Genomic DNA, 13088 nt, shown 5'->3' on the forward strand with positions numbered 1-13088 from the left:
GCCCCCTCCGACGGGAGGGGGCGTTCGTCGTCTGCGGGCTACTTCACCTGCGCGGAGATGATGCTCATGACCGCGGTGTCGGCCAGGGTCGTCGTGTCGCCGACCTCGCGGCCCTCGGCCACATCGCGCAGCAGACGCCGCATGATCTTGCCCGAGCGGGTCTTGGGCAGCTCCCCGACGATGTACACATCTCGAGGGCGCGCGATGGCACCGATCTGTTCGCCGACCCAGAGCCGGAGCTGCTGCGCGAGCCCCGCCGGGTCGTGGGCGGCGAGATAGCTCTCCTTGATGATGACGAACGCCACCACCGCCTGGCCCGTGGTCTCGTCGGACGCCCCGACCACCGCGGCCTCCGCTGTGGCCTCGTGCGCCACGAGCGAGGACTCGATCTCCGCCGTCGACAGCCGGTGGCCCGACACGTTCATGACGTCGTCGACACGGCCGAGCAGCCAGAGGTCGCCGTCCTCGTCGAGCCGTGCACCGTCACCCGCGAAGTAGTAGCCCTGCTTCTCGAACTTCTCCCAGTAGGTCTCGCGGAAGCGTTCCGGGTCGCCCCAGATGCCGCGCAGCATGCTCGGCCACGGCTCGGTGATCACGAGCAGTCCGCCGTTGCCGTTGCCGACCTCGACGCCCTGCTCGTCCACCACGTCGAGGGTGATCCCGGGGAGGGGGACCTGCGCCGAGCCGGGCTTCGTGGCGGTGACGCCGGGGAGCGCCGACACCATGATGGCGCCCGTCTCGGTCTGCCACCACGTGTCGACGATCGGGGTCTTGCCCGCGCCGATGACCTCGCGGTACCACATCCACGCCTCGGGGTTGATGGGCTCGCCGACCGATCCGAGCACTCGCAGCGACGACAGGTCGAACTTCTGCGGGACGCTGCGGCCGACCTTCATGAACGACCGGATCGCCGTCGGGGCCGTGTAGAAGATGGAGACCTTGTACTTCTCGATGATCTCCCACCAGCGTCCGGGGTGCGGCGTGTCGGGCGTGCCTTCGTACAGCACCTGGGTGGCACCGTTGGCCAGCGGGCCGTACGTCACATAGCTGTGCCCCGTGATCCACCCGATGTCGGCGGTGCACCAATACACGTCGGTCTCGGGCTTGAGGTCGAACACGTACTTGTGGGAGTACGCGGCCTGCGTGAGGTAGCCACCGGAGGTGTGCAGGATGCCCTTCGGCTTCCCCGTGGTTCCGGAGGTGTAGAGGATGAAGAGCGGGTTCTCGGCGGGGAAGGCCTGAGCCGTGTGCTCGGCGGAGGCCGCCGGGACGACGTCGTGCCACCAGATGTCGCGCCCGTCCGTCCAGTCCACCTCGTTCTCGCCACGACGAACGACGAGGACGTGCTCGACGGTCTGCTGCTCGCCGTCGCCGCGGTCGGCCAGAGCCTGGTCCACGGCGGGCTTGAGCGCCGAGACGCGGCCCTTGCGGTAGCCGCCGTCGGCCGTGATGACGAGCTTGGCTCCGGCGTCGTCGATGCGGGAGCGGAGGCTGTCGGCACTGAATCCGCCGAACACGACGGAGTGGATGGCGCCGACACGTGCGACCGCGAGCATCGCGGCGATCGCCTCGGGGATCATCGGCAGGTAGATGGCGACGCGATCGCCGTGACCGACGCCGAGTCCCTCCAGCACGTTCGCGACGCGCTTGACCTCCTCGGTCAGCTCGGCGTACGTGATGCGACGACTGTCGCCGGGCTCGCCCTCCCAGTGCAGGGCGACGCGGTCGCCGTTGCCGGCCTCGACATGACGGTCCAGGCAGTTATAGGCGACGTTGAGCTCGCCGTCGTCGAACCACTTGGCGAAGGGCGGGTTGTTCCAGTCGAGGACCTGGGTGAACGGCGTGTGCCAGTGGATGAGATCGCGCGACTGCTCGGCCCAGAAGCCTTCGCGATCCGCCGCGGCGCGCTCGTACAGTTCCTGTGACGCGACGGACTGCGCCGCGAACTCCTCCGATGGCGGGAATCTCCGGGTCTCGTCGAGAAGGTGGTCGATCTGGCTGCTCATCGGCAGGCGCTCCTTTGCGGCATACGGGTCATGCAGGCGTGGTCGCACGGGGGGAGGCGCGACCAGGTCAGGGCGAATCTATCGGCGTGCCACGCCCTCGAGTACTGCCGAAAGTCGGTAGTGGCGCTGGTTTTGTCAGGACGGTCGCCTTGCGTACACTCGACGACAGCCGAAATCTCATTCCGGCCTTGGCGCGCCCGATTCCCCCGATCGCGCGGCGCCGTGGGCGGCATCTCATTCCCCCCGTGAGATGCCGCCCATCTCTTTGGGAGCGCTCCCTCTGCCCGGGTCCTCTCCGTTGCCGGCCCGCGGCCCCGAGTTCTCCACGGGCAGCCGGGCTGAGGCCTTGTGCACAGACGCCGATGCCGGAGTCGCCCTGCGGCGGCACGCCTCGCCCGCCGTGCCTACTCTCGCCGCATGCCTGAACGATTCGTCATCCGGTCGAAAGACGCGGCAGCGGGGGATGCGGTCACCGCCCCTCCCCATGCCGTGCTCCTCGCGGAACCCGCATTCGCGCCGCTGGCCCCCCATGTAGACGACACCGTCACCGACGTCTTCGTCAACGGGGCAGACGGACTCTTCCTCGACCGCGGCAGCGGCGCGCAGCCCGTTCCGTCGTGGCGAGCGACCGAGCGGGAGGTACGCGACCTCGCGGTCGCGCTCGTCGCGCTCGGCGGCCGGCACCTCGACGACCAGGCGCCGTGCGTCGACGTGCGCCTCGGCTCGGGCGTGCGGGTGCACGCCGTGCTCGCCCCTGTCTCCACGACCGGCACGGCGCTGTCCATCCGGATCCCGCGGGTCCATGCGGCCGACCTCGACGCCCTCGCCGCACTGGGCACGATCGATGCGCAGCAGCACGTCTGGCTCGACAAGCTCGTCGCGGAACGGGCGAACCTCTTGATCACGGGCGGGACGGGTACGGGAAAGACGACGCTGCTGTCGGCGCTGCTGTCGTCGGTACCGCCGGGTGAGCGCATCGTGACGATCGAAGACGTGGCGGAGCTGCGGCCACGGCACCCGCACCACGTCGCCCTCGAGGTGCGTCAGGCGAACCTCGAGGGCGCGGGCGGCATCGGACTCGCCCGGCTCGTCCGCGAGTCGTTGCGCATGCGCCCCGATCGGCTGGTGGTCGGCGAGTGCCGCGGCGAGGAGGTACGGGAACTCCTCACCGCCCTCAACACCGGCCACGATGGTGGCGCCGGCACGATGCACGCGAGCGGTGTCGCGGACGTGCCCGCGCGGCTCGAGGCGCTCGGCGCGCTTGCCGGAATGGACCCCGTGGCGCTCGCTCGTCAGGCCGTGAGCGCGTTCACCGTCGTCCTCCACCTGCACCGGGGGTCCGACGGAACGCGGCGCATCGCCCACGTCGGGCGACTCGTGCTGGAGAGCGATCGGCTGGGCATCGAGGAGGTCCGACCATGGTGAACAGGAGGCGTCGCGCGATGCAGTCCGCGCACGAGGTCGACCTGGCGCACTCCGTGCAGACGCTGGCCGTGCTGCTGCAGGCAGGTGCAGCGCCGCTCGTGGCGTGGCGCCATCTCGCCGGGACGGGCGACCCGAATGCGATCGCGGTCCTCGCGCGCGTCGACGACGGAACCCCGCTCGTCACTGCGATCGATGCGGCCGGCGGTCGCTGGCGGGAGCTGGCCGCGGCCTGGGAGATCGCCACCGTCGTGGGCGCGCCCCTCGCGGAGGTCCTCCGCACGATCGCCGAATCACTGCGCGACGCGGCCGCCGCCGCCGACGATGTCCGCGTCGCGCTGGCCGAGCCCGCCGGAACGGCGCGACTGCTGCTGTGGATGCCCCTCGCGGGACTGCTCCTCGGCGTCGCCCTCGGCTTCGACACGATCGGGGTGCTCCTCGGCACACCCGCCGGGGCGACCTGCGCCGTCGCCGGGCTGCTGCTGGTCGGAGCGGCTCGCATGTGGACGCGACGGCTGCTCCGCCGTGCGCAGCCCGCGTCGGGGACGCCGGGGATCGCCGCCGAGCTCGTCGCGGTCGCCCTTCGCGGGGGTGCCCCGATCGACCGTGCACTCCGGCTCGTGGCAGATGCGGCGGTCGTGGACCAGGGAGGGGAGGAGAGCGTGCGCCGGGTACTGGAGCTGTCCCGGACGGCGGGCGTTCCCGCCGTCGAGCTGCTGCGTGCCTCCGCGGTGCAGGACCGGCATGCAGCGCGCGTGCAGGGGCGCCTCCGCGCGGCAGTGCTCTCGACGCGACTCCTCGTGCCGCTCGGCGTCTGCACTCTGCCGGCGTTCCTCCTGCTGGGGGTGGCTCCGCTGATGCTCAGCGTGCTCGCCTCCACGTCCATTCCTGCGTGAGTCGCTCGAACCACCCAATAAAGAGGAAGAAGGAAGAATATGAACACCATTCCCCGACTCGACCGCCGTCGTGCAGCCGCCCTGTTCGGCGACGACACGGGAGCGGCGACGGCCGAGTACGCCATCACCACCATGGCCGCGGTCGCGTTCGCAGGATTGCTCGTCGTCATCATGAGGTCGGACGAGGTGCGCGGCATCCTCACCGATCTCGTGCGGCGTGCGCTCACGGTGTCATGAGCAGGCCGCTGGGCGAGCGCGGCGCGGTGGCGGCGGAACTGGCGCTCGCCCTGCCGGCCGTCGTGCTCGTGCTTCTTCTCGGCGTCGGGGCGCTCGCCGCATCGTCACGACAGGTCGCGCTCCAAGATGCGACGGCGGACGCCGCCCGTCTGCTGGGGCGGGGCGAGGGCGACGCCGCGGCCGCGGCTGTGGTGCGGCGGGCGCTTCCCGACGCCAGGGTGACGTTTGCCGCCGTCGACGATCTCGTCTGTGCGACGGCGACGCTCGACCTCACCGTGGGACCGCTGATGCGCCTCCCGCTACGCGCCGCGAGCTGCGCTCTCGACGGGGGTCGGTGATGGCGGGGACGGTGCTGGCCGCCGGCGTGCTCGTCGTCGGCGCGACGCTCTCCGTCGGGCTCGCCGCCGTCGGCGGGGCGGCCGTGACCGCGCAGCGTGCAGCGGACGCAGCGGACGCCGCGGCGCTCGCCGCCGCCGATGCGCGCAGCGGTGCGATTCCCACGGCTCGCACGCCGTGCGACCTGGCCGCGCACGTCGCCCAGGCCGGAGGGGCACGCCTGATCGCGTGTTCGCTGGCCGGGGACGTGGCGACCGTGACGGTGTCGGCGGCGTACGCTGGACTCGCAGCCGTCTCCCGCGCCCGTGCCGGGCAACCCGAGGAACCGTGACGGCCGCGCGACCCTCGCTCGCTGTGAAGTACCCCGCACAGCGGTGTGTATGGTGTGCTTCGAAGAAAGGACGCACCCTTGGCTGAAGGCAAGAAGCTCGTCATCGTCGAGTCCCCGACGAAGATGCGGTCTATTCAGGGATACCTCGGCGACGGCTACGAGGTGCTCAGCTCCGTCGGCCACATCCGCGACCTCGCCGACAAGAAGGACATCCCCGCCGACGACAAGAAGGCGTACGGGAAGTACTCGATCGACATCGACAACGGGTTCGACCCGTACTACGTCGTCTCCGACCGCAAGACCAAGACGGTCGCCGAGCTGAAGCGTGCGCTGAAGAGCGCCGACGAACTCCTGCTCGCCACCGATGAGGACCGCGAAGGCGAGGCCATCGCCTGGCACCTGCTCGAGACCCTCAAGCCCAAGGTGCCCGTCAAGCGCATGGTGTTCCACGAGATCACCAAGGATGCGATCCAGGCCGCCGTGGGGAACACGCGCGAGCTGGATCATGCCCTGGTCGATGCGCAGGAGACCCGCCGTATCCTCGATCGTCTGTACGGGTGGGACGTCTCGCCGGTGCTCTGGTACAAGGTCAAGACCGGGATCTCCGCCGGACGGGTGCAGTCCGCGGCGACGCGTCTGATCGTCGACCGCGAGCGCGAGCGCATGGCCTTCGTGTCGGCTGAGTACTGGGACGTCGACGCCGACGCGGCCGCGACCGGCACCTCCTTCCGGATCCGTCTCGTTCGGGTCGACGGCGGACAGCTCGCCCGCGGCACCGACTTCGATGACACCGGAAAGCTCAAGAAGGCCGTCGTGGTGCTCGACGAGGCACGCGCTGCCGCACTGGCCAGAGCCGTCGACGCCACGGGGGCGGGGACGGTCACCAAGGTCGAGGCGAAGCCCGGCACCCGGAGCCCGTACGCCCCCTTCACGACGTCCACCATGCAGCAGGAGGCGGGTCGCAAGCTCTCGATGAGCGCCAAGCAGGCGATGAGCGTCGCCCAGCGCCTGTACGAGAAGGGGTACATCACCTATATGCGTACCGACTCCACGGCGCTGAGCACCCAGGCGGTGCAGGCGGCGCGGAGCCAGGCTGTGGCTCTCTACGGTGACAGCGCGGTGCCGCTCAAGCCGCGCGTCTACAAGTCGAAGAGCAAGAACGCCCAGGAGGCCCACGAGGCCATCCGTCCCTCCGGCGAGAACTTCCGCACGCCGTCGTCGCTGTCCTCCGAGCTCGACCGCGAGGAGCAGCGTCTCTACGACCTGATCTGGAAGCGCACGGTCGCGAGCCAGATGGCGGACGCCAAGTACGAGACGACGACCGTCACGATCGCCGTGGATGCCGATGGCCAGACGGCCGAGTTCACCGCATCCGGCACCGTCTACACCTTCAAGGGCTTCCTGGAGGCCTACGAGGAGGGTCGCGACGAGAAGCGCGGCGACGCGGACGCCGCCGAGAACCAGTCGCTCCCGGCCGTCGCCGTCGGGGATGAGCTCGCCGTCTCCCACGCCGAGGCCAAGGGCCACCGCACGACCCCGAAGCCGCGCTACACCGAGGCGTCGCTGGTCAAGGTGCTGGAGGAGAAGGGCATCGGTCGTCCGTCGACCTTCGCCACGATCCCGGAGACCATCCTCGACCGTGGCTACGCGGTCAAGCGCGGACAGGCGCTCGTGCCCACGTGGCTGGCGTTCAGCGTGGTGCGGTTGCTCGAGGAGCACTTCGCCGAGCTGGTCGACTACGACTTCACCGCGGCGCTGGAGGACGACCTCGACACGATCGCCCGGGGCGAGCAGAACCGCGTGGAATGGCTGAAGTCGTTCTACTTCGGCTCGGAGTCGCACGTGGGACTGCGGCAGGTCGTCGACAACCTCGGTGAGATCGACGCGCGCGCCCTGAACTCCACGCGCATCACCGACACCGCTACGCTGCGCTTCGGCAAGTACGGCCCCTACCTGGAGGTCACGGACCCGGAGAACCCGGACGCGAAGCCGCGCATCGTGAACGTGCCGGAGGACCTGGCGCCCGACGAGCTGACGGCGGAGAAGGCGCAGGAGCTGATCGACGCCCCGGTGGCGGGGGACCGCGTGCTCGGCACGAATCCGGAGAACGGCAAGATTGTCGTCGTCAAGGACGGCCGGTTCGGGCCGTACGTGCAGGAGAACGACCCGGTATCGGATGACGCCGCGGTCGACGAGGCGACCGGTGAGGTCGTCGAGGCTCCCAAACCCAAGCGAGGTGCGAAGAAGGAGACGGCGCCCAAACCGCGGACCGCCTCGCTGTTCCGCTCGATGTCGGTGGACACGCTCGACCTCGACACGGCCCTCCAGTTGCTGAGCCTCCCGCGGGTGGTCGGCGTCGACCCGGAGTCCGGCGACGAGATCACCGCGCAGAACGGCCGATTCGGCCCGTACCTGAAGAAGGGCACCGATTCGCGGTCGCTCGAGAGCGAGTCGCAGATCTTCGACGTGACGCTCGACCAGGCCCTCGAGATCTACGCCCAGCCGAAGTACGGTGCAGGTCGTCGCGCCTCGAGCGCGCTGGCTGAGTTCGACGCGGACCCCGTGAGCGGGAAGCCCATCCGCGTGCGCGACGGTCGCTTCGGTCCCTACGTGACCGACGGTGAGACGAACGTCACGATCCCGCGCGGCCAGAAGCCCGAGGACATCACGTTCGAGATCGCCGTGCAGATGCTGGCCGACAAGCGCGCGAAGGGCCCTGCGCCCAAGCGCGGCTCGCGTACCGCCGCGAAGAAGGCTCCGGCGAAGAAGGCTCCGGCGAAGAAGGCGAGCCCCGACGGAAAGGCCACGACGGCGAAGGCGACGGCGGCGAAGGCGACGGCGGCGAAGAAGACCGGGAAATCCGCGGGCTCCACGTCGGCGGCGCGCTCGGCCGCGGCGAAGAAGGCGGCGGCGACGCGCGCGGCGAACGCGGCGGCGAAGGCGGCGGAGAAGGCCGGCTCGTGACCGCGAGCCGCGGCGCCTGGATCACTCTCGAAGGCGGGGACGGCTCGGGCAAGACCACTCAGGCGAACGTTCTCGCCGACTGGCTGGAGCAGAGCGGGCGCACCGTGGTGCGCACCAGGGAGCCGGGGGGATCCGAGGTCGGCACGCTGATCCGCGAGATCGTGTTGCACCATCGCGGGGACATCGCGCCGCGCGCCGAGGCCCTCCTGTACGCCGCCGATCGGGCGCATCACGTCGCGACGGTCGTGCGCCCGGCGCTCGCGCGCGGTGAGGTCGTGCTGCAGGACCGCTACCTCGACTCGTCCGTCGCCTACCAGGGTGCCGGTCGGGTGCTCGACCCGGCCGAGGTGCGGGACCTGTCGCTGTGGGCGGCCGAGGGCGCACTTCCCGATCTCACGGTGCTGCTCGACCTCGACCCCGCCGCGGCGCGCACCCGACTCGACTCGGCCGACAAGCCCTTCGACCGCCTCGAGGCCGAGCAGGCCGAGTTCCACGAGCGGGTGCGCGAGGCCTACCTCGACCTGGCCGCCGCGGAGCCGGAGCGCTTCCTCGTGCTCGATGCCGCACAGCAGCCCGAGGCGATCGCGGAACGGATCCGAGCTCGCGTCGCTGAGCTCCTGGACTGATCCTCCACAGGCCGAACAAAGACGGCTGCGACCACGGATGACGGGAGACGTCCCCGCGGCGTCGGCGGTCCCGATTAGGCTGAGGACATGCCCCCGACTCTCGCCCCCGCATTCCCCTGGGCGGACGTCTGGGGCCAGGACGCGGCGGTCGACACGCTGCGCGCGGCGGCAGCCGATCCGTCGGCCCTGTCCCACGCCTGGCTGATCACCGGCCCGCCGGGGTCGGGGCGGTCGACGCTCGCGTACGCGTTCGCCGCGGCGCTGATCGCCGAGGGTCCCGATGACGAGGCCACCATGCGCCAGGTCCTCGCCGGCACCCATCCCGACGTCACGGCGCTGCGCACCGACAAGGTCATCATCACTATCGCGGAGGCGCGATCCCTGGTCGAACGCTCGTACTTCGCCCCGTCCGCCGGGCGCTACCGCGTCATCGTCGTCGAAGACGCCGATCGCATGGTGGAGCGCACGTCCAACGTGCTGCTCAAGGCTCTGGAGGAGCCCCCGGAGCAGACGGTCTGGATCCTCTGCGCGCCGAGTGAGGCGGATCTGCTTCCCACCATCCGTTCGCGCGTGCGGTCGCTGCGGCTGCGGGAACCCGACGTCGCCGACGTGGCACGACTCATCAGCCTCCGCACGGGGGTCGATGAGGCGGTCGCCGAGCAGGCGGCGCGTCACGCGCAGCGGCACATCGGGATGGCCCAGCGGCTCGCCACCGATGATGCCGCACGACGTCGTCGTGAAGAGACGCTGCGCGCCGTCATCGGTGTCCGCGGTGTGAACGACGCGGTCGATGTCGCCGGGCGCATCATCCAGGCGGCGACCGAAGACGCCAAGGCGCTCACGGCCGAGCGCGACGCGAACGAACGGGCCGCGCTGTTGCGCACCGTGGGCGTGGCGGAGGGGCAGGCCGTGCCGCCGGCGCTCCGCCCGCAGGTGTCCGCGCTGGAAGACGAGCAGAAGAAGCGGGCCACGCGGAGTCTGCGCGACGGCATCGACCGCGTGCTCACGGACATGCAGTCGCTGTTCCGTGATGTGGTGATGCTCCAGTTCGGGCGCAGTGACGACCTCATCAACAGCGAACTGCGCCCCGAACTCGTCGATCTCGCGGCGGCATGGCCCGTCGCCCGGACCCTGGTCGTCCTCGACCACCTTGCCGAGACCCGGCAGTCGCTGGAGCGCAACGTCGCTCCGCTGCTCGCCCTGGAGAGCTTGCTCGTGACGGTCACGAGCGGGAGGAAACCGTGAACACTCGCCCCCTGTCGCGCCTGCGTCGCGCGGCCGCGCTCATCGCCGGACTGGCCGTCGCCTCGGTCGCCCTCTCGGGCTGCCTCTACGCGATGATCCCCGAGCAGTCGGCACGCCCGGCGGGCGAGAAGGAGCCGGACACCGAGGGTGTCGCGGCCGACCTGCTGCCCTACTACTCCCAGAAGCTGGACTGGACGGAGTGCGGCACCGGCTTCGAGTGCACCGACGTCACGGCGCCTCTCGACTGGGAGAACCCCGGCTCCGGCGAGATCCAGCTCGCGGTGGTGCGGCATCGCGCCGAGGGCACCGCGGTCGGCTCGCTCCTCACGAACCCCGGCGGGCCCGGCGCGAGCGGGGTCGACCTGGTACTCAGCAGCCTCGGCTATGCGGTCGGCCCCGCTCTGGTCGAGAACTACGACGTGATCGGCTTCGACCCTCGCGGGGTGGGCGGGTCGACGGCCGTCACCTGCTACGACGACGCCGAGATGGACGACTACCTCTACGGCATCCCCGAGGCCCAGCGGGGGAGCGCCAAGTGGGAGCAGGAGCTGCTCGACGGGCATCGCGCCTTCGCTGAGGCGTGCGACGCCAACAGCGACGGCATCCTGCCGTACATCACCACGGTCAATGCGGCCCGCGACATGGACCTGATCCGCGCGGTGCTGGGAGACAAGCAGCTCAACTACCTCGGCTACTCGTACGGCACGTTCCTCGGTGCCACCTACGCCCAGCTCTACCCCGAGAAGGCCGGACGCCTCGTGCTCGACGGGGCGATCGACCCCTCCGTCCCGGGACTCGAGGTCGGGGCCACGCAGGCGCTGGGATTCGAGTCGGCGCTGCGGGCGTACATGCAGAACTGCCTCGATTCGGGCAACTGCCCGTTCAGCGGCTCGGTCGACGAGGCGATGGCCGACCTCGGAGCGCTCCTGGCCAGCGCCGACCGCACGCCCCTCGAGAACGGGGACGGACGGCTGATGGGCGCCGATGCGCTGATGACCGCGATCATCGCCGCGCTGTACTCGCAGGACAGCTGGGACTACCTCACCCAGGCCCTGGAGGAGGCGCTGCAGGGCGACCCCACGACCGCGTTCGTGCTCGCCGACTTCTACAACGGTCGGGAGAACGGCACCTACATCGACAACTCCAGCGAGGCCTTCCGCGCGTACAACTGCATGGACTATCCGGTGGAGGACGACCCGGCGGCCGAGGCGGCGATCACCGCGAAGATCGCGGAGGGGGCACCCACGATCGCGCCCTACTGGACCGGCCCGGACCCCTGCGAGGTGTGGCCCTATCCGCCGACGGGGACACGCGGGGAGATCGCAGCGGAGGGCGCCGGCCCCATCGTCGTCGTCGGTACCACCAATGACCCGGCGACGCCGTACGAGTGGTCCGAGTCGCTCGCGAACCAGCTGGAGGAGGGCGTGCTGATCACCCGTGTGGGCGAAGGGCACACCGGCTACAACAAGGGCAACACCTGCGTCGACGACGCCGTCGAGGGATTCCTGCTCGACGACGTGGTGCCCGAGGACGGCCTGCGCTGCGAGTAAGGGCGGGCTCGATTCGCGAGCGAGGCCGAGACAGGGTAATATCGGTGATCGCGCCGCTCACGCGTCGCACGCCGCTTTAGCTCAGTCGGCAGAGCATTTCACTCGTAATGAAAAGGTCGTCAGTTCGATTCTGACAAGCGGCTCACTGAAACCCCCGGGATCCTCGAGATCCCGGGGGTTTCTGCGTGTGCGGAGCTGCGCCATCGGGCGTGGCACGGGCGCCGGCGCCTAGGTGCGCCGTGCCAGGAGCGCGGACGCCGTGAGCGCCACCCCGCGATCCTCATCCCGTGCGAATCCGCCCAGGGCCTCGTCCGCGCTCAGGCCACGAACCCCCGCCAGTGCGGCGGCGAGCCGGCGACGCGCGACGACCGAGGCGCCGTCGGCGGCACGCTGCACGTGCTCGGCCACGGTCCGCGCGGCTGCGGGGTCTTCCGCGAGTCGTTCGAGCACCTCCGCGGCGGCGACGTCGTCGACCCCGGCTGCCACGTCCGCCACCAGCCGGGGAATCACAGCCGTGTCCCCGTCGCGGCCCCGTGCTCGGGCGGCCGCGGCCGCGATCTCCCGGTCGGGGTGCTCGATCGGCGCGCCGAGGGCGGCCCGCGCCCGTGGTGTGTCGAGCTTCTCCAGCGCGCGCATCGCGCGGTGACGACGCGCGGCCTCGGCGTCGTGCAGTCCTCGCTCCAGCGTCGGCACGGCGTCGTCCCCGGCCCGCGCGACCGCCCACAGCAGGGCCCCGGCGGTGTTGAGGTCGTCCTCCCGCAGCAGCGCCGCGACGAGGACGGCCGTGGACGCGTGGTCGGCGTCCGCGGTGAGGGCGAGCGTCTGCCGCGCGGACGCGTCCGGCGCCTCCAGGCCCCGCAGGAGCTCCACCATGCGCAGGGCGTCGGACCAGTCCCGCGGCTCGCCCGACCGCACCTGTTCGAGGCGCTCCGCCAGCTCGGTGAGCACCGCGAGCCGCGCGCGCGTGCGATGCAGGAGCCGCTCGATCGTGTCGGACGGCGCGCGGGCGTCGTCCGCGAGAGCTGCGGGGATGTCCGCGAGCGGGAGGCCGAGCGAGCGCAGGTTCTCGATGTGGAACAGCCGGCGAAGATCCGCGTCCGAGTAGTCCCGGTACCCGCCCGCGGTGCGTTCGCTGGGCGACAGCAGGCCGATGCGGTCGTAGTGCCGCAGCATACGCGCGCTGATGCCCGAGCGCGCCGCGACCTCGCCGATCAGCACGCCTCAGCCCTCCGCGGGAGCGGGAGACGCCTGCAGCGCCACGATCCGCTGCGCCTCTCGGATCGCCGCGCCGAAGTCGTCGTCGGGGTCGTCGATCAGCCGCGCGGTCGCCAGGGCATGCGCGCGCACGGCGGGGTCGGCGTCGTGTGCGGCAGCGGCGGCCACGGCGGTCCCGGCGTCGTCGAGCATCGCGATGGCCCGACTGAGGCTGCGCTGCAGCTCCCGGTCGCCGCGCCCGAGCTGGGTCGCCAGCTCCC

The 13088-nt window shown here is 71.0% G+C and carries 11 protein-coding genes, 1 tRNA gene and 1 pseudogene; 10 read left to right on the plus strand and 3 right to left on the minus strand.

All coding sequences use genetic code 11. The annotated features are described in order from the left end of the window. Positions 1–38 precede the first annotated feature (38 nt). On the minus strand, positions 39–2006 hold the full coding sequence (acs, locus tag DW297_RS10705; protein WP_136032166.1) for an acetate--CoA ligase: 1968 nt from the start codon (positions 2004–2006) through the stop codon (positions 39–41). 417 nt (positions 2007–2423) lie between these two features. Here acs and DW297_RS10710 point away from each other — a divergent pair, with 417 nt between their 5' ends. The 10 genes from DW297_RS10710 to DW297_RS10755 all read left to right on the plus strand — a co-directional run bounded on the left by DW297_RS10710 (position 2424) and on the right by DW297_RS10755 (position 11756). Beyond that, positions 2424–3431: a TadA family conjugal transfer-associated ATPase gene (locus tag DW297_RS10710; protein ID WP_136032168.1), complete on the plus strand. Its 1008-nt coding sequence runs from the start codon at positions 2424–2426 to the stop codon at positions 3429–3431. Then, complete coding sequence (locus tag DW297_RS10715) at positions 3425–4324, plus strand: type II secretion system F family protein (protein ID WP_136032170.1); 900 nt, start codon at positions 3425–3427, stop codon at positions 4322–4324. The genes DW297_RS10710 and DW297_RS10715 overlap by 7 nt, the downstream gene beginning before the upstream one ends. 39 nt (positions 4325–4363) lie before the next feature. Beyond that, complete coding sequence (locus DW297_RS10720; RefSeq protein WP_136032173.1) at positions 4364–4561, plus strand: DUF4244 domain-containing protein; 198 nt, start codon at positions 4364–4366, stop codon at positions 4559–4561. After that, positions 4558–4899 (plus strand): TadE family type IV pilus minor pilin, encoded by a 342-nt coding sequence (locus tag DW297_RS10725; protein ID WP_206252947.1) that lies wholly within the window; start codon positions 4558–4560, stop codon positions 4897–4899. Before DW297_RS10720 ends, DW297_RS10725 begins: the two co-directional genes overlap by 4 nt. Beyond that, entirely contained in the window at positions 4899–5228 is a 330-nt protein-coding gene (locus DW297_RS10730) for an Rv3654c family TadE-like protein (RefSeq protein WP_136032176.1), read from the plus strand. Before DW297_RS10725 ends, DW297_RS10730 begins: the two co-directional genes overlap by 1 nt. A 78-nt stretch (positions 5229–5306) precedes the next feature. Next, positions 5307–8192 carry a type I DNA topoisomerase gene (gene topA, locus DW297_RS10735; protein WP_136032178.1) on the plus strand — a complete coding sequence of 962 codons (2886 nt, stop codon included), beginning with the start codon at positions 5307–5309 and terminating at the stop codon, positions 8190–8192. Next, the gene (tmk, locus tag DW297_RS10740; protein WP_136032180.1) at positions 8189–8818 is read left to right on the plus strand and encodes a dTMP kinase; all 630 of its coding nucleotides are present in this window, start codon (positions 8189–8191) and stop codon (positions 8816–8818) included. Before topA ends, tmk begins: the two co-directional genes overlap by 4 nt. An 87-nt stretch (positions 8819–8905) precedes the next feature. Next, positions 8906–10063, plus strand: a complete 1158-nt coding sequence (locus tag DW297_RS10745) for a DNA polymerase III subunit delta' (protein ID WP_136032182.1) — start codon at positions 8906–8908, stop codon at positions 10061–10063. Next, complete coding sequence (locus DW297_RS10750; protein ID WP_205828274.1) at positions 10060–11613, plus strand: alpha/beta hydrolase; 1554 nt, start codon at positions 10060–10062, stop codon at positions 11611–11613. Before DW297_RS10745 ends, DW297_RS10750 begins: the two co-directional genes overlap by 4 nt. 70 nt (positions 11614–11683) lie before the next feature. Next, positions 11684–11756 (plus strand) — tRNA-Thr (locus tag DW297_RS10755). 85 nt (positions 11757–11841) lie between these two features. Here DW297_RS10755 and DW297_RS10760 read toward each other — a convergent pair. Further along, the gene (locus DW297_RS10760; RefSeq protein WP_136032183.1) at positions 11842–12831 is read right to left on the minus strand and encodes a MerR family DNA-binding transcriptional regulator; all 990 of its coding nucleotides are present in this window, start codon (positions 12829–12831) and stop codon (positions 11842–11844) included. Positions 12832–12834: 3 nt separating this feature from the next. Next, positions 12835–13088: pseudogene (locus DW297_RS18930) on the minus strand (HEAT repeat domain-containing protein); the annotation flags it as partial.

Source organism: Microbacterium sp. PF5, from assembly GCF_004794315.1.
In the GTDB taxonomy this organism is placed as follows: domain Bacteria; phylum Actinomycetota; class Actinomycetes; order Actinomycetales; family Microbacteriaceae; genus Microbacterium; species Microbacterium sufflavum.